The organism is Variovorax sp. YR566 (genome assembly GCF_051992195.1).
GTDB lineage: Bacteria > Pseudomonadota > Gammaproteobacteria > Burkholderiales > Burkholderiaceae_C > Variovorax.
Genome location: NZ_CP197092.1, coordinates 4,069,000 through 4,089,920, shown reverse-complemented (window position 1 = coordinate 4,089,920; position 20,921 = coordinate 4,069,000). Strand labels below are relative to the sequence as shown.

Here is a 20,921-nt window from a genome sequence, read left to right as displayed (position 1 = left end):
AAGAGCGGCCTGCGGGCGCAATGGCTGGCTATTTCCCCGGCCGCGCAGCCTCTGGCGCGGCCACGTATGCTCCCCGGATGGACGCCAATTCCACCGCGCTCGCCGACTTCGCCACCCGCCACCGCAAGCTCTTCGTGCTCACCGGCGCGGGGTGCAGCACCGAATCGGGCATTCCCGACTACCGGGACGTCGAGGGCGAATGGAAGCGCCCGTCGCCCGTCACCTACCAGGCCTTCATGGGCGAGGAGTCCACGCGACAGCGCTACTGGGCGCGCAGCCTGATCGGCTGGCCGACCATGGCCGGCGCCCGTCCGGGTGCGGCGCATCGCGCGCTGGCGCGGCTGGAGGCGGCGGGCCGCGTGGGCTTGCTGCTCACGCAGAACGTCGATGGCTTGCACGAAGCGGCCGGCAGCCGCGGCGCCATCGACCTGCACGGGCGCATCGACACCGTGCGCTGCATGGTCTGCGAGCGGCGCACGCCGCGCGCGGCGCTGCAACTCGAATTGAGGCAGCGCAATCCGAGTTGGGCCGAACTCGAAGCCCGTGCCGCGCCAGACGGCGACGCCGATCTCCAGGGCCATGATTTCTCCGCCTTCGACGTGCCCGCGTGCACGCACTGCGGTGGCCTGCTCAAGCCCGACGTCGTGTTCTTCGGCGAAAGCGTGCCGAAGGAGCGCGTCACGGCCGCCTTCGCGGCGCTGGAAGAAGCCGACGCGGTGCTCGTGGCCGGTTCGTCGCTGATGGTGTATTCGGGCTTTCGCTTCGTGCAAGCGGCCGCCGCGGCGGGCAAGCCCGTGGCGGCGGTGAACCTGGGGCGCACACGGGCCGATGCGCTGCTCTCGCTGAAGGTCGAACGGCCGGTGGGCGAGGCGCTGGAGGCGCTTGCGCAGCAACTGGCGCCCGAGCCGCAGCCGGATCGCGTGGCCTAGCGTTCGCCCGGCGCCTTGCGCAGTGACCGGATGAACGCGTCCACCGACGCCGTGTAGGCACCGGGCAGGCCCAGTTCACCGTCGATCTGCGCGTGCGTGAGGTCTTCAGTCACTACCTCCGCGCGGCCACCAATTGCCGTGACCCGAGTCGCGAACTGATTCGCCTGCGTGCACGAGCCATCGCGCCGCTGGGTCGAGCACACCAGCAGCATCGGTGGTGCACCAGGCGCAAGAGTGTCGGTGGGCGATACGGTGCGCCAGTAGGCGGGGTCGTCGCCGAACACGCGGTCGTAGAAGGGCATGTGGCGACGTCGCATCAGTGCCGCAGTGTCCAGCGCCGCGCTGTCGAGTGCCACGGTGCCGAGCCACGGGCGTGCGCCTTGCTGCCGCGCGATGCCGGGCGATGCACTGATCAGCGCAACAAGGTGCGCGCCGGCCGAATGGCCCATGAGCACGAAGCGGCCCGCATCGCCGCCCCACGAAGGCGCGCTTGCCTGCGCAGTGGCCACCGCGCGCGCCACGTCCTGGGCCTGCTGCATCACGTCGACCTGCGGCACGAAGCGGTAGCCCACCGACACCAGGATGAAGCCCTGGTCGCGCACCCAGTGCTCGATCTTCACGTCGACCACCGAGGCGGCTGCCTTGTTGCCGAACATCCACGCGCCGCCGTGGACCATCACGAGCACCAGGGCGTTGCGTGCGTTCGGTGGCAGATAGACGTCCATGCGCTGGCGTGCATCGGGGCCGTAGGGCACGTCGGCAAGCCGTTGCACGCCGCTGGCGGCGACCGGCGCGCCAACTTGCTGTGCCATCGCCGGAAAGAAGAGCAGCATGCCCAGCCAGGCCGCGCAAATCCGCAGCAAATGTGTCATGACGAAGCTCCCGGAGGACCGAAGAGGGTCGAGATTTTCGCGCGCCAGCCGTCGGCCTTCCAGAGGTCGCGGCCCAGGTTCACCCACTCGTGGAAGGCGATGCGCAACGGGTTGTGGGTGCGCAGCGGCGTGGTGAGGCCGTAGCGCAGTGTCACGTCCTTGCGTTCGGCAGCGAAGGTGCCGAACATCCGGTCGAACACGATCAGCACGCCGCCGTAGTTGCGGTCGAGGTATTCCGGGTTCGACGCGTGATGCACCTTGTGGTGCGTCGGCGTGTTCAGTACCCATTCGAGCGGCCCCAGGCGCGGCATCCACGGCGCGTGCAGCCAGAACTGGTAGAGCAGGTTGGCCGCCAGCGTGGCCACCACCGCCAGCGGCGGAAAGCCCAGCCACACCAGCGGCGCGAAGAACAGGGCCGTGCCGGTGAGCTTGCCCGTCCAGCCCAGGCGCAGCGCGGCAGCCAGCGTGAGCTCGTTGGGCGAGTGGTGCACCGCGTGCGTGGCCCAGAACCAGCGCACGCGGTGCGCCGCGCGGTGATACCAGTAGTAGCAGAACTCCTGCCCTACGAAGAGCAGTGCGAAGGCCGCGGGCGTCGACAGTGAAATGGTGTCGACCCGGTGCGCGTGCGCCCAGGCCAGCACCGGCGCGGCAATCGACAGGCCCAGCGCATCGACCGCGCGCCGGCCTACCGCGTCGGCCAGCGAGGCGCCGTAGGCGCGCCAGTCGTAGGCCTGGCGCCGCACGAAGCTCTGCACCAGGCCTTCGAGCGTGGCTGCGGCCAGCACGAAGACGAGCAGGCCGGTCAGCCACAGCGCGATGCCCGGCCCCATCGATTCGCGGATCAGGTCGAAGGACATGCTATTTCTGCCGGCTGCTGCGTTGCTGGGTCACGGCATAGGCCTCGATCTGCGCCATCGTCACCGAGCCTGCGTGAGCGCTGTCGATGGCGTCGAAGTTGCGGTAGACCCACGGCATCTTGCCGCGTGCTTCGTCGCGTGTGAGACGGCCGTCGACGTTGGTGTCGGCGGCGCCGAAGCGCTTGTGCAGCTCGGCGCGCATCTGTTCGGCGCGGCCGGCATCGGGCGCCTGGGCGCAGGCGGCAAAGGACACGGCTGCGAGCAGCAGCGGCAGGACGTGGCGGGTTGTCATGGGCACGCTCCCTTGCATCAACGGCAGGGAATGACCGCGCCGGCCGCGCTGTAGCAGGTGGCGCTGTGCGTCAGGCCGGTGGCGCTGTTGTAGCTCGTGCTGCTCTGCACGCTGTTGCCGGTGGCGGCGCTGGTGGCGGTGGTGCTGCGGCTCTGGGTCACGTTGCCCGATGCGTCGCGGCTCGCGCTGCCGCTGCTTTCTGCGCTGCCGCGCGTGCCGGCTGCAGCGAAGCCACTGCGGTGGCTGGCCGAGCCGTCGGGGTTGACCGAGGTCGTGCCGGCGCGGGCTGCATAGCCTCCGCCGGGCCCGCGTACCGCGCGCATGTTCGTGGCGGTGGTGCCACCCGCGGCGTTGGGCCGCACGACATGCCGGCTGGCCGCGCCAGCTTGGGTGGCCGTGAAGGCCGCCGCCAGCAGCACGCCGGCCAGCGCGGCGGAAGTGGACAGGGAAAGAACGCGCTTCATGTTCAAGACTCCTTGCGGTGCCGGCTGCGCACCTCGCGAAGCCGTGAAAGCGACTGTGGCCGCGAGATGTGAGCCAGCCATGGCGCAGCGCGGTGCGTTCATGACAATCCGTGAGCGCCCGTCCGGGGCTCTGTCATCGTTTGTCATGAATTCCCGCGCGACCGGGCAAGGCAGCCGCCGTTACGATTCGCCGCATGACCGAAGCGCTGGCCCGCATCCTGATTGCCGACGACGAAGCCGACCTGCGCGCGCTGCTGCAGCGCTACCTCGGCGACCAGGGCTATGCCGTGCGCACCGTCGAGAGCGCCCAGCCGCTCGACAAGCTGCTCGCGCGCGAGCGCTTCGACGTGCTGGTGCTCGACGTCATGATGCCCGGCGAAGACGGACTGGCTGTGTGCCGCCGGCTGCGCGCACAGGGCGAGACCATTCCCATCCTGATGCTGACTGCGCGCGGCGACCCGGTCGACCGCATCGTCGGCCTCGAGATGGGCGCCGACGACTACCTGCCGAAGCCCTTTAACCCGCGCGAGTTGCTGGCACGCATTCAGGCGCTGGTGCGGCGCCAGCGCATGCTGGGCGCGCACACCGGGCCGGCGCCGGTGCAGGAAAGCGTGCGCTTCGGCACCTTCACGCTGCACCTTGGCGAGCGACGCCTCGAGCGCGAGGTGGAGGGCGCGAAAGAAGACATCCCCCTGACCACCGGTGAGTTTTCGCTGCTCCAGGCGCTGGCGCTCAACGCCAACCGGCCGTTGGGCCGCGAGCGCCTGATCGAACTGGCCCACGGCCGCGAGCACGAGGCCACCGACCGCAGCATCGACGTGCAGGTCATGCGCCTGCGCAAGCTCATCGAGGCCGATTCCGCGCAACCGCGCCACATCCGCACGGTCTGGGGCGTGGGTTACCTGTTCGTGCCATGAAGCTCTTTCCACGCAGCCTGTTCGGGCGCAACGCGCTGCTGCTCGTGCTGCTCATCGCGCTGGGCCAGATTGGCGGCGGGTTGCTGTTGCGCGAGATGGTCATCAAGCCACGGCTCGACCAGATTGCCGAGAGCGTGGCGCGCAACGTGGCAGCCATCCGCGCGGGCATGCTGGCACTGCCGCCGGCCCAGCGGCCGGCATTCGTGGACGGGTTCAACCAGCAGGCGACGGCTGGCCGCGCCGACAAGGCGCGCGGCCCGCGCGTGCTGCTCACTCCGCTGGAGCGCGGCTTCGTGCGCTCGGTGTCGGCGCGCATCGCGAGCCAGGGCGTGGAGGCCGTGTGGCGCCGCGAGCCCGACGGCGGCCTGGCGCTGCGGCTCACGCTCGATGGAAGCGATCACTGGGTCGTGATGCCCGGCCTCTTGCCCGCGCGCGAATTCACGGGTGCGCTGGTGGCGGTATCTGTAGGCAGCGCGTTGCTCGCGCTGGCGGGTGCGCTTTGGTTCCAGCGCCGGCTCAACCGGCCGCTGGTGCGCGTGGTGGAGGCCGCGCACACGCTGGCGGCGGGCCGCGAGCCCATGCCGCTGCCCGAAGACGGTCCCACCGAAGTCGCGACCGTGAGCCGCAGCTTCAATCAACTGGTTGGCAGCCTGCGCCAGACCGAGCGCGAGCGCGCCCTGATGTTGGCCGGCATCTCGCACGACCTGCGCACGCCGCTCACCAAGCTGCGCCTGGGCGTGGAAATATTGCGCGACCGCATGGAGCCCGAGCTCGTGAGCAGCATGACGCGCAGCGTGGAAGAAATGGACGCCATCGTCGGCCAGTTCCTCGACTTTGCGCGCGGCGACGGTGACGAGCTGCCGGTGCCGACATCGCTCGACGACATGGCCCGGGCGCTGGGCGCGGCCAGCGCCGACCATGGCCGGCCCATGGCGCTGCAGCTGGGCGGCGCGCCCACGCTGCCGCTGCGCCAGCAGGCCATGCAGCGCGCCATCGGCAACCTGATCGAGAACGCCTGGCGCCACGGCCGGGCGCCGGTCACGCTGTCGACGCGCGTGGTAGGGCAGGAGGCGATTGTCGAAGTCGCCGACCACGGCGACGGCATCGACCCGGCCGAGGCGGATGCTCTCAAGCAGGCGTTCCGCCGTGGCAATGCGGATCGCGGCGGGACGGCAGGTGCGGGGCTCGGCCTGGCCATCGTGCAGCGCATCGCGCAGGCGCATGGCGGTCGGCTCGAACTGGAGACACCCGCGGGCGAGGGCCTGCATGCACGCCTGCGGCTGCCGTTGCCGCCGGGCTGACGGCCTCGTTCAGCCGGCGCGCTTCGGTGCCATCCAGCTCGTTGCGGCGTCGCGTCCCGTGAGGTGCAGGCTCGCAGTGGCAGCAGGCGTTTCGGCCACCAAGCGCCCCTTGCGGAACACCTTGAGTCGCGTGGCGCGCAGGCGGATCGCCTCGACCGGATCGCGCGCCTGCAGCAGCACGAAGCTCGCGTCGCAGCCCGCCTCGATGCCGTAACCCTGCAGGTGCATCACGCGCGCCGCATTCGTCGTCACCGCCTCGAAGCACTGGCGGATGCCGGCCTGGCTGGTCATCTGCGCCACGTGCAGGCCCATGTGCGCCACTTCGAGCATGTCGCCCGAGCCCATGCCGTACCACGGGTCCATCACGCAGTCGTGGCCGAAGGCCACGTTCACGCCGGCGGCCATCAGCTCGGGCACGCGCGTCATGCCGCGGCGTTTGGGGTAGGTGTCGTGGCGGCCCTGCAGCGTGATGTTGATGAGCGGGTTTGCGATGACGGCCACGCCGCTCTGCGCGATCAGCGGCAGCAGCTTGCTCACGTAGTAGTTGTCCATCGAGTGCATCGATGTGCAGTGCGAGCCCGTCACTCGGCCTTGCATGCCGAGGCGCTGCGCCTCGAAGGCCAGCGTCTCGATGTGGCGCGAGAGCGGGTCGTCGGACTCGTCGCAATGCATGTCGACCAGCTTGCCCCGCCCGGCTGCGATTTCGCACAGCAGCTTCACGCTGGCCGCGCCATCGGCCATGGTGCGCTCGAAATGCGGAATGCCGCCGACCACGTCCACGCCCTTGTCGAGCGCGCGCTCCAGGTTCTCGATGCCGCCCGGGGAGCGCAACACGCCGTCCTGCGGAAAGGCGACCAACTGCAGATCGAGGTAGGGCGCCACCTGGCGCTTGACCTCGAGCAGCGCGTCGACCGCCAGCAGGCTCGGGTCGCTGGTGTCCACATGGGAGCGCACGGCCAGCAGTCCCTTGGCCACGGCCCAGTCGCAGTAGGCCAGCGCGCGTTCGATCAACGCATCGGCCGTGAGCAGCGGCTTCAGCTCGCCCCACAGCGCAATGCCTTCGAGCAGCGTGCCGCTTTCATTGACGCGCGGCAGGCCGTAGCTGAGCGTGGCGTCCATGTGGAAATGCGGGTCGACGAAGTGGGGGGCGAGCAGCAGGCCTTGCGCATCGAGCGTTTCGCGCGCCGGGGCGACGAGGCCGTCGGTCACTTCGGCGATACGGCCGCCCTCGACGGCAATCGACATGCCGGTGCGGCCGTCAGGGAGGGTGGCGTTGGTGATGAGGAGGTCGAGCATCGTGGGACCCTGTGATCGGTTGAACGGTATTTTCGGCCGCTTTGAGCGCCGCCGGAGAGCCGCTTCAGCGCGTGCTCTGCGCCCGGTACCGGTACTGCCCCGGCGCAGGCCCGACCTCGATGGTCACGCGGCGCAGCTTCTCGTCGTGCCCCGAGTCGGCCTTGGCCGTCACCACGATGCCGCGCGGCGTGGCGCGGCAGGTGAGGTCGGACAGCGAGATTTCCGCATGGTCGTTGTCGAGCTCGGCGATCGCCACCGTGTGCTCGGCGCGCAGGCTGCCGTTGGCGTCGCGCGTCATCCATTGCACGTAGAGGAAGGACTGGGCGTACTGCTCGGCGTGCACCACCCGGTAGGTGCCCTGGTGGTCCTTGCCCCAGGTGCCGCACATCTGCACCCAGGTCACGGCGTCGGCGGTGCTGAAGGCCTCGTAGCCGTAGTTCATGCCAAGTGCATGCGCACCGTTGCCGCCCAGCGCCAGCAGCGCCAGCAGCGCCGCGAGCAGGGCGCCTCGCGCGGCGGTGGCGGTCCGGGTGGTCATCATCAGCGTTCCCCCTTGCGGTACGGTTTCATCAGCGCCTGCGGATAGCTCGCCTTGCGAGCCACCAGCACCAGCGCCAGGATCGACAGCAGGTAGGGCAGCATCAGGTACAGCTGGTAAGGCAGCACTGCATCGCCCGATTGTTGCAGCCGCAGCTGCAGCGCGTCGAAGAATGCGAACAGCAGCGCGCCGATCAGCGCCTTGCCCGGCCGCCACGAAGCGAACACCACCAGTGCCACGCAGATCCAGCCGCGGCCGTTCACCATGTTGAAGAAGAAGGCGTTGAAGGCCGACAACGTGAGGAACGAGCCCGCCACGCCCATCAGCGCGGAGCCCGCGACGATGGCGCCGGTGCGCGTTGCCGCGACCGACACGCCCTGGCTCTCGGCCGCCTGAGGGTTCTCGCCGACCATGCGCAGCGCGAGGCCGAGCGGCGTGCGGTACAGCACCCAGCCCACCACGGGCACCAGCAGCAGCGCGAACAGCGTGAGCGCGGTCTGCGCATTCAGGATCGGCACCGGCAGCCAGTCCATCGGTGCAAACGGCGTGATGGTCGGTGGCGAGCTCACTTTCGGAAAGCTCACGCGGTAGCCGAAGTAGCTGAGCGCGGTGGCAAGCAGCGTGATGCCCAGCCCCGACACATGCTGCGACAGCGCAAGCCCGACGGTCAGAAAGGCATGCAGCAGCCCGAACACCATGCCCGTGAGCGCAGCCACGCCCACGCCCATCCACAGTGGCGCGCCCGCATACACCGCGAGCCAGCCGGTGAAGGCGCCCGCGACCATGATCCCTTCGATGCCGAGGTTGAGCACGCCCGCGCGCTCGCACAGCAGCACGCCGAGCGTGCCCAGAATCAGCGGCGTGGCGATGCGCAGCACCGCGACCCAGAAGGCGGGGTTGGCGAGGATGTCGAGGAAGTCCGTCATTTCTTCATCCGCACCCGGTATTGCGTCAGCAATGTCGCCACCAGCACCGCGATCAGCGATGCGGCGACGATCACGTCGGCGATGTACGTGGGCACGCCGACCGCGCGGCTCATGGTGTCGGCACCGACCAGCACGCCCGCAACGAACACGGCAGCCGCAATCACGCCCAGCGGATGCAGCCCTGCCAGCATCGCAATCACGATGCCCGTGTAGCCATAGCCCGGCGACATGTCGAGCGTGACGTAGCTCGTGCGGCCCGCCACCTCGATCGCGCCCGCCAGCCCGGCCAGCGCGCCCGAGAGCAGCGCCACCATCACCACGGTGCGCGTCACCGGCACGCCAGCGAAGGCCGCGGCACGCGCATTCGCACCCACGGCACGGATGTCGAAGCCCAGCACCGTGTACTTGAAGACCGCCCACACCATCACCGCGAGCGATACGGCCCATAGCAGCCCGGTGTGCACGCGCGTCTGCGCGATGAGCTTGCCGAGTTCGAGATCGGACTGCAGCGACACGCTCTGTGGCCAGCCCATGGCGCTGGGGTCTTTCATCGGCCCGTCGAGCAGCGCCGACACGCCCAGCAGCACGATGAAGTTGATCAGCAGCGTGGTGACGACTTCGTCCACGCCGAGCTTGTTCTTCATCAGCGCCGGACCCAGCAGCATCAGCGCACCCGCCACGGCGGCGGCCAGCATCATCAGCGGGAACAGCAGCCACGGCGACAGCTCGAAGCCCGTGCCGCCATGCATGCCGCCCACGGCGACGGCCGCCAGCGCGCCGGCATAGAGCTGCCCCTCGGCGCCGATGTTGAAGAGCCGCGCCTTGAAGGCGACCGTGGCGGCCAGCCCGGTGAGGATCAGCGGGATCGCGCGGGTCAGCGTCTCGCTCCATGCGAACACCGAGCCGAAGCCGCCCTGCAGCAGCAGCGCGTAGGTGCGGCCGACCGGCGCACCGGCCCACAGCACGAGCAGCGCGCTGACTGCCATGGTGAAGACGACCGCACCGATGGGCGCAAGCACCAGCGCCGTGCGCGAGGTTTCGTGGCGCCGTTCGAGCCGCATCATGGCGTGGCTCCCTTGGCGTGGGCAGCCGTCGCGCCGGCCATGGCCAGCCCGATGGCTTCGCGTGTCCAGGCCGCGGCCGGGCGGGCTTCGCCCAGATGGCCGCCGTGCATCACGGCCACGCGGTCGCCGAGCGCGAGCACTTCGTCGAGATCGTCGGAAATCACCAGCACCGCCGCGCCAGCATCGCGCGCGGCAATGAGCTGCTGCTGCACATAGGCCACCGCGCCGATGTCGAGACCCCAGGTCGGCTGGTGCGCGACGATCAGGCGCGGCGCGCGGTTCGGGTACTTCTTGTTGTCGTCGCCCTTGGCCGCTTCGGGCTGCTCGGGCGCCAGCAGGGCGCGGCCCAGAATCAGTTTCTGCATGTTCCCGCCGGAGAGCGAACGGGCCGGCGCCATCAGGCCGGCGCCGCGCACGTCGAATGCCTTTTCGATGCGTCGCGCATGCAGGCGGGCGGCCGCGCGCTTCACGATCCACGACCAGCGCGAGAACACCGGGCTGCGCAGGCGCTCCGACACAGCGTTCTCCCACACCGGCAGGTCGCCGACCACGCCGACGGCATGCCGGTCTTCCGGAATGCGCGCGACACCGCGCTGCACCAGCCGGGCGGGCGAGGGCGGCAAGGCGCGGCCCATCAGTTGAGCCGTGCCAGACGTGGCGCGGCGCGTGCCGCACAGCAGCTCGGCCAGCGCCACCTGCCCGTTGCCGGAAACACCGGCGATGGCGGTGATCTCGCCGGCGCGCAGCGTCAGCGACACCTCGCGCAGCCGGTCTTGCCCGCCGTTCTTGTCTGACGCGGTGCTCACGTGGTCGAGAACGCAGACGGCATCGCCCACCGACTTGGCTGGCCGCCGCTGCGGCGCATCGACCGCATGCCCGACCATCCACAGCGCCAGCTGCGCCTGCGTGGTATCGGCCGTGCGCGCTTCGGCCACGAGCTTGCCGCCGCGCAGCACTGCGATGCGATGCGACACGCGCAGCACCTCGCCGAGCTTGTGGCTGATGAAGATCACCGACAGCCCTTGTGCCACCATCTGCGCGAGCGTGGCGAACAGTGCCTCGCTTTCCTGTGGCGTCAGCACGGCGGTCGGCTCGTCGAGGATCAGGATGCGCGCGCCGCGATACAGCGCCTTGAGAATTTCCACCCGCTGGCGCTCGCCGACCGACAGGCTGCCGATCTGCGCGTCAGGCTGCACCGGCAGGCCGAAGCGCTGGGCCACGCCGAGAAGCCGGGCGCGTGCGGCCGCGCGGCGCGACACCGGGCGCCACAGCGGCTCGGTGCCCATCATCACGTTGTCGAGCACGCTGAGGTTGTCGGCCAGCGTGAAGTGCTGGTGCACCATGCCCACGCCGGCAGTGAGCGCGGCCTTGGGGTTGCCTGGCGGCAGCGGTGCGCCGAAGACTTCGATGCTGCCTTCGTCGGCGACGTAGTGGCCGAACAGAATCGACATCAGCGTCGACTTGCCCGCGCCGTTCTCGCCGAGCAGCGCCAGCACTTCGCCGGCCTGCAGGTCGAGGGAAATGGCGTCGTTGGCGACGAGGCTGCCGAAGCGCTTGGTGATGCCCTGGAGGCGCAGGACGGTGGCGTCGCTTCCTCCCTCCGTGGGAGGGAGAGAAGACTGGGTCACTTCCACGCAGCCAGGAAAGCCAGCATGACCTTGGCGGAGTTGTCCGCCGCGATGCCCATGAAGGTGCCCATCTCGTTCTCGCCGTCGCCGCCGCCTGCGAGGTCGCTGAGCGAGCGGAAGGCGATGTACGGCACGCCGTTGCTGTAGGCGACCATGCCCACGGCCGCGGTTTCCATGTCGAGCACGTTGGCCTGGAAGGTCTTGTAGGTGTATTCGCGGTAGGCCTTGTTGTCCATGAAGGCCTGGCCCGAGACGCCGTTGCCGCCAACTACCAGTTGGGGCTTGCGCGGCAGGCACTTGCCGGCGCTGCAGTTGGCCAGGTCGACGTTGCGGATGCTGCGTGCCACCTCGAGCATCTTCGGATCGGCCTCGAACCAGAACTTGCGCTGGATCTCCGGACGCGCGGCCGAGCGCACCTCCACCGGGCGCGGGAACATCATGCCGAAGTTGGGCAGCGTGGCGTCGGTGATGAAGGGTGGCGCGGCGTACTTGCCGGGCGCGGTTTCGCGCGCCATCAGCACTTCGAGGTACTGGCCCCATTGCGCCGGCACCGTGACGTCGCCCACATGCAGAGACGGATTCACGCCACCCGCGATGCCGCTGAACACGATGTTCGTCACGCGGAAGCGATTGAGCACGAGCTGCGTGTTCATCGTCGCGTTCGTCATGCTGATGCCCGACAGGAACAGCACCACGGGCTTGCCTTCGAGCGTGCCGGTGGTGAACTCCACGCCGTTCACGCTGTGCTTCGCCGGGCCTTGCAGGCGCGTGAGCAACAGCTTGAGCTCGGGCTCGAAGGCCGACAGCACCGCGATGCGCGGCGTGTCGTCGAGGCGCGTGCTGCTGTTGATGCTGACGCCAGTGCCCTTGTAGACGCCGACGCAGCCCGCGAGGCCAAGGGCCAGCACGCCGGCCGCGAGAAGGGAAACCCAGCGGATCTTCATCGGTGCGCTCACTTTGCGGTGGACTTCGGTTGCGCGTCGTCCACCTTCACCGTGAACTTGCCCGAGAGGATGTCCGCCTGCTTGGCTTTCACCTTGGCGACGATGTCGGCAGGCACCTTCTTCTCGAAGGTGCCCAGTGGCGCCAGCTCTGAACCCTTGTGCTTCATCTGCGCGTACACGCCGTAGTCTTCGGCCGCGAACTTGCCTTCCTTCACGAGCTTGATCGCGCGGTCGGCCGCGGGCTCGAAATTCCACAGGGCCGAGGCGACCACCGTGTCGGGGTACTGGCTCTGGGTGTCGATCACGTTGCCGATGGCGAGCTTGCCCTTTTCCTTGGCTGCGTCAGAGACGCCGAAGCGCTCGGCGTACATCACGTCCGCGCCCTTGTCGATCATGGCGAAGGCCGCTTCCTTGGCCTTCGGCGGGTCGAACCAGCTGTTGATGAAGCTCACGCTGAACTCGACCTTCGGATTCGTTTCCTTCGCGCCGGCCATGAACGCGTTCATCAGCCGGTTGACCTCCGGAATCGGGAAGCCGCCGACCATGCCGATGCGATTGCTCTTCGTCATGCCGCCGGCCACCATGCCGCTCAGGTAGGCCGGCTCCTGGATGTAGTTGTCGAACACGCTGAAGTTGGGCGCCTGCGGCTTGAGCGACGAGCCCATCAGGAAGGCGACCTTCGGAAAGTCTTTCGCGACCTTGCGTGCCGCAGCTTCCACGCCGAAGACCTCGCCCAGGATCAGCTGGTTGCCGGCCGTGGCGTACTCGCGCATCACGCGTTCGTAGTCGGCGTTGCTGACGTTCTCGGTGGCCTTGTATTCGATCTCGCCGCGCGCCTCGGCCGCCTTCAGCGCCTTGTGGATGCGGCCCACCCATTGCTGCTCGAACGGCACGGTGTACACCGCCGCCACCTTCAGCTTGGCCTGCGCGAGCGCAAGGCCGGGCGCGCCGGCCGCAAGTGCTGTGGCAATGGCGACGGAACGGATGATCAACTGGCGGCGTGCTGTCACGGTGCTTCTCCTCGAGGTATGGAAATCTTCTTGTCGCCGCCCGGGGGCAGCGCGGCGCCCTTCGATCGGACGCCGGGGCGTTACTTGGTGCCGAAGATGCGATCGCCTGCGTCGCCCAGACCCGGCAGGATGTAGCCGTGGCTGTTCAACTCGCGGTCGATCGCGGCGGTGTAGATCGGCACATCCGGGTGGGCCTTCTGCATCGTCGCCACGCCTTCGGGGCAGGTCAGCAGGCAGACGAACTTGATCGACTTGGGGTTGAGCTCCTTCAGGCGCTCGACCGCGGCCACGGCCGAGTTGCCGGTGGCCAGCATCGGGTCGACCACGATCACGTCGCGGTTCTCCATCTCGCCGGGCATCTTGAAGTAGTACTCGACAGCCGTCAGCGTCTTCGGGTCGCGGTACAGGCCGATGTGGCCGACGCGGGCGCCGGGCACCACTGTCAGCATGCCGTCCAGGATGCCGGTGCCGGCGCGAAGAATGGATACCAGCACCAGCTTCTTGCCGTCGATGACCTTGGCCTGCATGGTCTCGAGCGGGGTTTCGACCTCGATGTCCTGCATCGGCATGTCGCGCGTGACCTCGTAGGCCATCAGCATGCTGATTTCGTTGAGGAGCCGGCGGAAGCTGTTGGTGGACGCATCCTTGCGGCGCATCAGCGTGAGCTTGTGCTGGACGAGGGGGTGGTTGACGAGGTGGACGTTGCTCATTGGAATTTTTTCTATCGTTGCTGCTGAACCCGGGAGTCTAAAAGACGGTGCCGTCGCTCTCGATCAGCAGAGGCGGAGCACCGTCACGCAAGCGTTGTGCCAGCGCCCGGCCCGCGGCCCAGGTGCCGCCTTCGAGCACGCAGGCCAGCGGGAGCTCTTCCTCGGTGCGGTCGAGAACCTTGCGCACGCGCGGCGCCACTTCGTCGAGCAGCGCCACGGTGAGCGCGCGCCATTCGACGATGAATTCGTCGCTCGCCTTCCAGCGGCGGGTGAGAAACGCCGGGTCCTTCGGCACGATCACCCCGCTGTCGATCAGCAGGCCGCCGTTGCGGTACTCGGGCAGGGCGGTGAGCGCGTCGAGGTGGCGCACCTTCACGCCGGCCCATTCGAAGGGTTCGAGCAGCGAATACGTGAGCCACTGCGAGAGCTTGTGAAACGGCATCCAGCCGTTGGTGAGGCCGGGGCCGCGCACCGCGCTGTGGCGCCAGCAGTCGCCCAGCGCCAGCGCCGGGTCGCCGGAGCCGATGCCGCCCGCGCTGTCGCTGCCGTCGGCCGCGATGCTGTCGACGGCATTGGCCGAGGGCCAGATGCGCGACAGTGTTTCGAGCAGCAGCGAGAGGATCTGGTGCGCGGTGATCTCCGCAGTGGGCGGCGCGGCCGGGCCGTAGGGGCCGACCAGCGCGTCGAACAGGCCCCCGGGCCGGCCGTCGTCGCCGAAGGTCTCGGGCTGCTCGCTCATGGCTTCTCCGAGCCGGCGCAGCAGTGTGGTGCGGCCCGCCAGGCCGACCAGCGGATTCACCTCGCTGACCTGGAAGGCGTCGCCGAGCCGGTCGGTGACCAGGCCGCGCAGGCCGGCCGCATCGGCCTGGTAGGGATGGTTTGGGTCGGACGAGAAAAGCCCGCTCATGAACGCGTGGTAGCTCGCCACGCCCAGCCCTTCGGAACGCGTGAAGCGCTCGCCGGTGGCCGATTCGGTGTAGTGCCAGTCGGGGCCGGCGCCGGCGTCGAGCAGCACGCTCACCAGCACCAGGTCGATGTGGGCCCGGGCGCGCTGGCGGGCGTCGCATTCGCCCAGCAATGCGTCGAGTTCTTCAAGGCGATTGACGCCGCCGGCCTCGAAATGGCGCCAGCGGCTGTGGTACGGGATGGTGTCCCACGGATAGCGCTCGCGCGTGACCTCGGCGACGGTGCGCGCCGCGTCTTCGAGCGTGTTGTCGCTGCCGATGCGGAACCACTGCGATTCGCCCCGGCGCGCGCGTGCCAGCAGGGCGCCTGCGCGCTGGCGGATGGCGGCGGTGGTGCGCAGCAGGCTGGCCGCGCCGGCCGGGTGCGCGGTGTCGGCAGTGAATTCGATGGACGGATCGACCTTGCCCGCGCCCCCCGGCGGCAGGCTGCCGGAGCCGTCGACGGGCATGTTCTTGTCGTCGCTGTTGCGGTTGCTCATTCGCTCAATCCCCGGCCCTTGGCCTTCTTCAGTTCCTCGGCGTCCGGCACCGGGCCGGGCGTGAAATAGCCGGCGGCCATCTTGGCGTCCATCTCGACGCGGGCGTCGGCCGGAATCAGCGCGTCGGGAATGTTCACGCGTTCGCCGATCTCGATGCCCGAGCCGGTGATCGCGTCGAACTTCATGTTGCTCATCGACACGAGCCGATGGATCTTCTTGATGCCCAGCCAGTGGAAGACGTCGGGCATCAGCTCCTGGAAGCGCATGTCCTGCACGCCGGCCACGCATTCGGTGCGCGCGAAGTACTGGTCGGCCGTGTCGCCGCCCACCTGGCGTTTGCGCGCGTTGTAGACCAGGAACTTGGTGACTTCGCCGAGCGCGCGGCCTTCCTTGCGCGAATAGGCGATGAGGCCGACGCCGCCGCGCTGCGCGCCCTGGATGCACTCCTCGATGGCATGCGTCAGGTAGGGCCGGCAGGTGCAGATGTCGGAGCCGAACACGTCCGAGCCGTTGCACTCGTCGTGGATGCGCGCGGTGAGCTCGACTTCGGGGTTGGCCAGGTCGCGCGGGTTGCCGAAGATGTAGAGCGTTTGCCCGCCGATGGGCGGCAGGAACACTTCGAGGTCGGAGCGCGTGACCAGCTCGGGGTACATGCCGCCGGTTTCCTCGAAGAGCGTGCGGCGCAGGTCGGTCTCGGAGCAGCCGAAGCGGCGCGCCACCTCGGGCAGGTACCACACGGGCTCGATGGCGGCCTTGGTCACCATCGCGGCGCCGCCGGTGGTGAGGAAATGGCCGTCGGCCTTCAGGCGGCCGCTTTGCAGCGCCTCGATCACCTCGGGCAGGATCACGTGCGCCTTGGTGATCGCGATGGTCGGGCGGATGTCGTAGCCCGCCGCCAGCTCGGTGGAGAACACGTCCGCCACCAGCGCGCCCCACGGGTCCAGCGACACGATGCGCCCCGGCTCGCTCCACTGCGGGTAGGGCCCGATCACGTCGGTGGGCGCGGTGTTGGTGAGGTCGGCCTTGTGCTCGCGCTTGAGCGCCCCGGCCGCCACTGCCAGCGCGCGGTACACGCTGTAGGAGCCGCTGTGCGTGCCGATCACGTTGCGATGCGCCCGCTTGGTGGTGGTGCCGACTACCGGTCCGCGCTCGGTTGCAGTGGCCGCGCCCCAGTGAATGGGCAGCGCGCCGAAGCCGCCGGCGTGCGAAGTCAGCCGGATGTGGCCGGTCGACGACGAGGGATGAAGCGGGGGGAGGGGCGTGACACCGCCCGGGGTGGAAGGGATCGTTGTGCTGTCTGCAGACATTGGTAGCCCTCAAAAAATGCAATGTACCGATCACTTGTGCGGCTGGCAAGCGAGGGCGCGCCCTTGGTTGCAGCGCGTTTCGGCGGTCCGCGGATGTTGAACAACAATGCGCGTGGACGGACCGCACCCACAACATCTTTTGCTGGAGGAAATCAATGCGCACGCTTCTCTGTGTATTTCTCGCCTTGAGCCTGTCTGCCTGCGACAAGGCCACCGAAGGCTTCTCGCAAGGTTTCGATTCCGCCTTCAAGACCAACTTCAGGACGAGCTTCATCGACAGCTGCGTCAAGAGCGCCGGATCGCGCGGGAACAAATCGCAGGAGGAACTCACCAAGCTGTGCACCTGCGCGGCCGATGGCGTCATGAAGGACGCCACTGTGTCGGATCTGCAGGACGTGGACAAGATCAGGAGCAAGAGCGGCCCGATCATCGAACAGTGCGTGAAGGAGGCCGTCGGCCTCGTGGTGGATACGCCGGCGCGGGTGTCTTGAGGCTCCGGTCCGGGGCCGGCCGCCGCTCGCGGCACAATCCACCGGAACTTTTTTCGACAAGGCTGTAACCAGCCAGCCCGATGGAACGAAACACCGTAGGCAGCAGGACGAACCCGAGCGACGCGGAAGCGGCGCTGCGCAGCCTGTTCCTTCGCGGCCTCGACGGCGACGCGAAGGCCTACCGCGACTTCCTGCAGCGACTCAGCGCGCACCTGCGCGCCTTTCTGGGCAAGCGCCTTTTTGGCTGGCCCGATGAAGTGGAAGACCTCGTCCAGGAATGCCTGCTCGCCATGCACAACCAGCGCCACACCTACCAGAGCGACCAGCCGCTGACGGCCTGGGTGCATGCGATTGCGCGCTACAAGATGATCGATCTGCTGCGCGCCAAGTCGGTCCGCGAAGACCTGCATGATCCGCTGGACGACGACCTGGCCGTGTTCGCCGAATCAGCCGAAGAGGCCAGCGATGCGAAGCGCGACCTCGGCGGCCTGCTCGAAACCCTGCCCGAGCGCCAGCGGCTGCCGATCGTGCACGTGAAGATCGAAGGCCTGTCGGTTGCCGAGACCGCGAGCCTGACAGGCATGTCGGAGTCGGCGGTCAAGGTCGGCATTCACCGGGGGCTCAAGGCGCTGGCCGCCCGGTTCGGCAACAGCTGGGGAGGTGCGGCATGAAGACCGACGATCTGGTCGCGATGCTAGCGAGCGGCGAGGTGGCCGTGCCGCGCCGCCGTGCCAGCCGACGCATCTGGCTGGCGGTGCTGCTGGGTTTGCCGTTCTCGCTCCTGATCCTGTTCGGCGAGTACGGCATGCGGCGCGACATCGTGCAGGCCATGTTCTGGCCGATGTTCTGGGTCAAGGTGCTGTTTCCCTTGTGCATCGCAGCGGCTGGCTTCGTGGCCGTGGAGCGGCTTGCGCGGCCGGGCGTCGAGCCGCGGCGCACCTGGGTGGGCGCGGTGCTGCCCGTGCTCGCGGTGTGGGTGCTGGCGGTGATCGCCTGGTTCACCGTGCCGGCAGAGGAGCGCATGCCTTCGCTGATGGGGCAGTCATGGCGCGTCTGCGCACTGAGCATCGGGCTGATGGCGCTGCCGGTGTTCGCGGCCACGATGGTGGCGCTCAAGGGAATGGCGCCCACGCGGCCGGCGCTGGCCGGGGCTGCGGCAGGGGCGCTTGCCGGGGGCATTGGCGCGGCGGTCTACGCGCTGCACTGCATGGAACTGACCGCGCCGTTCCTTGCGGTCTGGTATGTGAGCGGGATCGCTGTGCCGGTGCTGGTTGGTGCCGCGCTCGGGCCACGCCTGCTGCGCTGGTAGCGCGCCGGCAGAGGCCCTGGGCCGGTCAAGTCAACGCTTCTTCGAGCCGAAGATCCCGCCGAGCACACCGCGCAGGATTTCCTTGCCAACAGACGTACCCATGGTGCGCACCGCCGACTTGGCCATGGTCTGCACCAGGCCGTCGTGCTTCGCGCCGCGCGGGCCGGTGGTGCCGAAGAGCATGTCGTTGAGCACGCCGCCCATGCCGGAGCCGGAGGCCTCCGCCGCATCCTTGCCGCCGGGCAGCGTCGCTGCCGGTGCGTCGGGTGCGCTGTCGGCGCGGCCCTTGAGCTTTTCGTAGGCCGATTCGCGGTCTACCGTCTTCTCGTAGACGCCGGCGACGAGCGAGCCGGCGATCAGTGCCTTGCGCTGGTCGGGCGTGATGGGGCCGAGCTGGCTGCCGGGCGGCAGCACGAACACGCGCTCGGTCACGCTCGGGCGGCCCTTTTCGTCGAGGAAGCTCACCAGCGCCTCGCCAACCGCGAGCTCGGTGATGGCCGTCTCGATGTCGAGGCCCGGCTTCTGGCGCATGGTGCTGGCGGCCGCCTTCACGGCCTTCTGGTCGCGCGGCGTGAAGGCGCGCAGCGCGTGCTGCACGCGGTTGCCCAGCTGGGCCAGCACCGTGTCAGGGATGTCCAGCGGGTTCTGCGTAACGAAATACACGCCCACGCCCTTGGAGCGCACCAGCCGCACCACCAGCTCGATGCGTTCCACCAACGCCTTGGGCGCCTCGTTGAACAGCAGGTGGGCCTCGTCGAAGAAAAAGGCCAGCTTGGGCTGCTCGGGGTCGCCGATTTCGGGCAGCTGCTCGAACAGCTCGGACAGCATCCACAGCAGGAAGGTGGCGTACAGGCGCGGCGAGTTCATGAGCTTGTCGGCCGCGAGGATGTTGACGACCCCCTTGCCGCCCACGGTCTGCATGAAGTCGGCGATGTTGAGCATCGGCTCGCCGAAGAACTTGTCGCCGCCCTGGGTTTCGATCTGCAACAGGCCGCGCTGGATGGCGCCCACGCTGGCGGCGCTGATGTTGCCGTACTGGGTGGTGAACTGGCTGCTGTTTTCGCCCACGTACTGCAGCATGGCGCGCAGGTCTTTCAGGTCGAGCAGCAGCAGGCCGTTGTCGTCGGCGATCTTGAACACCAGGTTCAGCACGCCGGCCTGTGTTTCGTTCACGTCGAGCATGCGGCCCAGCAGCAGCGGGCCCATGTCGGAGACGGTGGCGCGCACCGGGTGGCCCTGTTCGCCGAACACGTCCCACACCGTGACGGGGCAGGCGGAGGGCTCGGGCACCTCGATGCCGCGTTCCTTGAGGGTGGCTGCCAGCTTGCCGCCGATGGCACCCTTTTGGCTGATACCGGTCAGGTCGCCCTTGACGTCGGCCATGAACACCGGCACGCCGATGGCGGAGAGCTTTTCGGCGATGGTCTGCAGGGTGACTGTCTTGCCGGTGCCGGTGGCGCCGGTGATAAGGCCATGGCGATTGGCCAGGCTGGGGAGAAGGCTGCACTCGATGGCGTCGTGCCGTGCGATCAGAAGTGGGTCGGCCATGGGGCGCTCCGGTCGTATCGAAGCGGGCAGTCTAATCAAGCGGCACTCCTATAATCCACGGCCCGCACGGTAGTTCAGGAAAAAGTTTTAGGAGGTTTTTTTGTCATCGACTGCTCAGCCCCCCATTCCCGCCACTGGCGATGCCTCCGAACAGTCGCCGATCGAAAAAGAGCTGGCCGTGCTGCTCGTGAACGCGCTGAATCTCGAAGTGGCCCCCGAGGACATCGTGCCGACCGACCCGCTCTATGGCGAAGGCCTCGGGCTCGATTCGATCGACATCCTCGAAGTAGCGCTCGAAGTCTCGCGCCGCTATGGTTTCCAGCTGCGTTCTGACGACGAACGCAACCAGCAGATTTTCCAGTCGCTGCGTACGCTCGCGACCCACGTCGCCCAGCATCGCGTGGCTTCCTGATCCCATGTCGCGATGGCGAATAGCACTCCTTCTGGTGGCAGGCGTGGCGTATGCCGGCCTGTCCCACTGGATGACGCTGTTCCATGCCACGGAACCGTGGGCGGTCGTGGTGTTGCTCGGGCCGCTCTGGCTCGCTGCCATGGGCCTTGCCGCCAGCTGGTTCGGTCGCTGGGGCCTTGCCGCCGTGGCCGTCCTGGGCGTGGGCGGCTTCTCGCTCGTCTTCCTGGGTGAGGCGGGCGATCCCAATCGCTTGTACGTGCTGCAGCACGTGGCCATCAACGCCGCGCTGTGCGGCTGGTTCGGCTCCACGCTGCGCGGCCGGGGCCTGCCGCTGATCACGCAGTTCGCGCAGCGGGTGCACCCGCTCAAGGGGCACATGCTGTCCTACACCACGCAGCTCACGCGCATCTGGACCGGCTTCTTCGCGCTGACGGTGCTGGCGTCGATCCTCATCTACCTGACACGGCCGTTCTCCGACTGGTCGCTGTTCGCCAATGTGCTGTCGCCCGTGATGGTGACGCTGCTCTTTGTGGGCGAGCACTTTGTGCGCTATCGGCTGCATCCCGAATTCGAACGCACGCGCCTCGTGGATGCGGTGCGCGCGTTCTATGGCACATCGTCGGTGGACACCAGCCCCGGCGGCCAATGACACAGGCGCCGCC

23 protein-coding genes are annotated in these 20,921 nt (G+C 68.5%); 8 read left to right on the top strand and 15 right to left on the bottom strand.

Annotation, left to right across the window (positions count from 1 at the left end):
• Positions 1-77 precede the first annotated feature (77 nt).
• A complete protein-coding gene (locus tag ACTG4X_RS19170) occupies positions 78-929 on the top strand; it encodes an NAD-dependent protein deacetylase (RefSeq protein ID WP_440531643.1) in 852 nt (283 codons plus the stop codon).
• Here ACTG4X_RS19170 and ACTG4X_RS19165 read toward each other — a convergent pair.
• From ACTG4X_RS19165 to ACTG4X_RS19150, 4 genes are read right to left on the bottom strand one after another with little or no spacing between them, the layout of a single operon-like run.
• Positions 926-1,801, bottom strand: coding sequence for an alpha/beta hydrolase (locus tag ACTG4X_RS19165; RefSeq protein WP_440531642.1), 876 nt, complete (start codon positions 1,799-1,801; stop codon positions 926-928). The genes ACTG4X_RS19170 and ACTG4X_RS19165 overlap by 4 nt on opposite strands.
• Positions 1,798-2,658 carry a sterol desaturase family protein gene (locus ACTG4X_RS19160; RefSeq protein ID WP_093056964.1) on the bottom strand — a complete coding sequence of 287 codons (861 nt, stop codon included), beginning with the start codon at positions 2,656-2,658 and terminating at the stop codon, positions 1,798-1,800. Before ACTG4X_RS19160 ends, ACTG4X_RS19165 begins: the two co-directional genes overlap by 4 nt.
• Before the next feature lies 1 nt (position 2,659).
• Complete coding sequence (locus ACTG4X_RS19155; protein ID WP_093056963.1) at positions 2,660-2,950, bottom strand: hypothetical protein; 291 nt, start codon at positions 2,948-2,950, stop codon at positions 2,660-2,662.
• A gap of 17 nt (positions 2,951-2,967) precedes the next feature.
• The gene (locus ACTG4X_RS19150) at positions 2,968-3,414 is read right to left on the bottom strand and encodes a hypothetical protein (RefSeq protein ID WP_307615125.1); all 447 of its coding nucleotides are present in this window, start codon (positions 3,412-3,414) and stop codon (positions 2,968-2,970) included.
• 194 nt (positions 3,415-3,608) lie between these two features.
• On the opposite strand from ACTG4X_RS19150, the gene ompR reads away from it, so the two are divergent.
• A complete protein-coding gene (ompR, locus tag ACTG4X_RS19145) occupies positions 3,609-4,331 on the top strand; it encodes an osmolarity response regulator transcription factor OmpR (RefSeq protein WP_097199155.1) in 723 nt (240 codons plus the stop codon).
• Positions 4,328-5,632, top strand: coding sequence for an ATP-binding protein (locus tag ACTG4X_RS19140; protein ID WP_440531641.1), 1,305 nt, complete (start codon positions 4,328-4,330; stop codon positions 5,630-5,632). The genes ompR and ACTG4X_RS19140 overlap by 4 nt, the downstream gene beginning before the upstream one ends.
• A gap of 9 nt (positions 5,633-5,641) precedes the next feature.
• On the opposite strand, the gene ACTG4X_RS19135 is transcribed toward ACTG4X_RS19140, so the two are convergent.
• The 10 genes from ACTG4X_RS19135 to ACTG4X_RS19090 all read right to left on the bottom strand — a co-directional run bounded on the left by ACTG4X_RS19135 (position 5,642) and on the right by ACTG4X_RS19090 (position 16,499).
• Entirely contained in the window at positions 5,642-6,928 is a 1,287-nt protein-coding gene (locus ACTG4X_RS19135) for an amidohydrolase family protein (protein ID WP_440531640.1), read from the bottom strand.
• 64 nt (positions 6,929-6,992) lie between these two features.
• Entirely contained in the window at positions 6,993-7,466 is a 474-nt protein-coding gene (locus tag ACTG4X_RS19130) for a hypothetical protein (RefSeq protein ID WP_440534407.1), read from the bottom strand.
• A 2-nt stretch (positions 7,467-7,468) separates the two neighbouring features.
• Entirely contained in the window at positions 7,469-8,392 is a 924-nt protein-coding gene (locus ACTG4X_RS19125) for an ABC transporter permease (RefSeq protein WP_440531639.1), read from the bottom strand.
• Positions 8,389-9,453 carry an ABC transporter permease gene (locus ACTG4X_RS19120; protein WP_440534406.1) on the bottom strand — a complete coding sequence of 355 codons (1,065 nt, stop codon included), beginning with the start codon at positions 9,451-9,453 and terminating at the stop codon, positions 8,389-8,391. The genes ACTG4X_RS19125 and ACTG4X_RS19120 overlap by 4 nt, the downstream gene beginning before the upstream one ends.
• A complete protein-coding gene (locus ACTG4X_RS19115; protein ID WP_440531638.1) occupies positions 9,453-11,084 on the bottom strand; it encodes an ABC transporter ATP-binding protein in 1,632 nt (543 codons plus the stop codon). Before ACTG4X_RS19115 ends, ACTG4X_RS19120 begins: the two co-directional genes overlap by 1 nt.
• Positions 11,081-12,028, bottom strand: coding sequence for a 5'-methylthioadenosine/S-adenosylhomocysteine nucleosidase (locus ACTG4X_RS19110; RefSeq protein ID WP_097199160.1), 948 nt, complete (start codon positions 12,026-12,028; stop codon positions 11,081-11,083). Before ACTG4X_RS19110 ends, ACTG4X_RS19115 begins: the two co-directional genes overlap by 4 nt.
• Before the next feature lie 8 nt (positions 12,029-12,036).
• Entirely contained in the window at positions 12,037-13,038 is a 1,002-nt protein-coding gene (locus tag ACTG4X_RS19105; protein WP_440531637.1) for a BMP family protein, read from the bottom strand.
• Between the two features lie 80 nt (positions 13,039-13,118).
• Positions 13,119-13,748, bottom strand: coding sequence for a uracil phosphoribosyltransferase (gene upp, locus ACTG4X_RS19100; protein WP_007837874.1), 630 nt, complete (start codon positions 13,746-13,748; stop codon positions 13,119-13,121).
• Positions 13,749-13,785: 37 nt separating this feature from the next.
• On the bottom strand, positions 13,786-15,192 hold the full coding sequence (locus ACTG4X_RS19095) for a URC4/urg3 family protein (RefSeq protein WP_097199162.1): 1,407 nt from the start codon (positions 15,190-15,192) through the stop codon (positions 13,786-13,788).
• The gene (locus ACTG4X_RS19090; RefSeq protein WP_093056954.1) at positions 15,189-16,499 is read right to left on the bottom strand and encodes a GTP cyclohydrolase II; all 1,311 of its coding nucleotides are present in this window, start codon (positions 16,497-16,499) and stop codon (positions 15,189-15,191) included. Before ACTG4X_RS19090 ends, ACTG4X_RS19095 begins: the two co-directional genes overlap by 4 nt.
• 155 nt (positions 16,500-16,654) lie before the next feature.
• On the opposite strand from ACTG4X_RS19090, the gene ACTG4X_RS19085 reads away from it, so the two are divergent.
• From ACTG4X_RS19085 to ACTG4X_RS19075, 3 genes are all read left to right on the top strand, one after another.
• Entirely contained in the window at positions 16,655-16,990 is a 336-nt protein-coding gene (locus ACTG4X_RS19085) for a hypothetical protein (protein WP_143042606.1), read from the top strand.
• Positions 16,991-17,070: 80 nt separating this feature from the next.
• Positions 17,071-17,661, top strand: a complete 591-nt coding sequence (locus ACTG4X_RS19080) for a sigma-70 family RNA polymerase sigma factor (RefSeq protein ID WP_093056952.1) — start codon at positions 17,071-17,073, stop codon at positions 17,659-17,661.
• Positions 17,658-18,299 (top strand): NrsF family protein, encoded by a 642-nt coding sequence (locus ACTG4X_RS19075; protein ID WP_093173316.1) that lies wholly within the window; start codon positions 17,658-17,660, stop codon positions 18,297-18,299. The genes ACTG4X_RS19080 and ACTG4X_RS19075 overlap by 4 nt, the downstream gene beginning before the upstream one ends.
• 30 nt (positions 18,300-18,329) lie before the next feature.
• Here the strand turns inward: ACTG4X_RS19075 and ACTG4X_RS19070 are convergent, their stop codons facing one another.
• Positions 18,330-19,847: a helicase HerA-like domain-containing protein gene (locus ACTG4X_RS19070; RefSeq protein WP_440531636.1), complete on the bottom strand. Its 1,518-nt coding sequence runs from the start codon at positions 19,845-19,847 to the stop codon at positions 18,330-18,332.
• 100 nt (positions 19,848-19,947) lie between these two features.
• On the opposite strand from ACTG4X_RS19070, the gene ACTG4X_RS19065 reads away from it, so the two are divergent.
• On the top strand, positions 19,948-20,259 hold the full coding sequence (locus ACTG4X_RS19065; protein ID WP_093056949.1) for a phosphopantetheine-binding protein: 312 nt from the start codon (positions 19,948-19,950) through the stop codon (positions 20,257-20,259).
• Between the two features lie 4 nt (positions 20,260-20,263).
• Positions 20,264-20,908: a hypothetical protein gene (locus ACTG4X_RS19060; RefSeq protein ID WP_093073957.1), complete on the top strand. Its 645-nt coding sequence runs from the start codon at positions 20,264-20,266 to the stop codon at positions 20,906-20,908.
• Positions 20,909-20,921 lie beyond the last annotated feature (13 nt).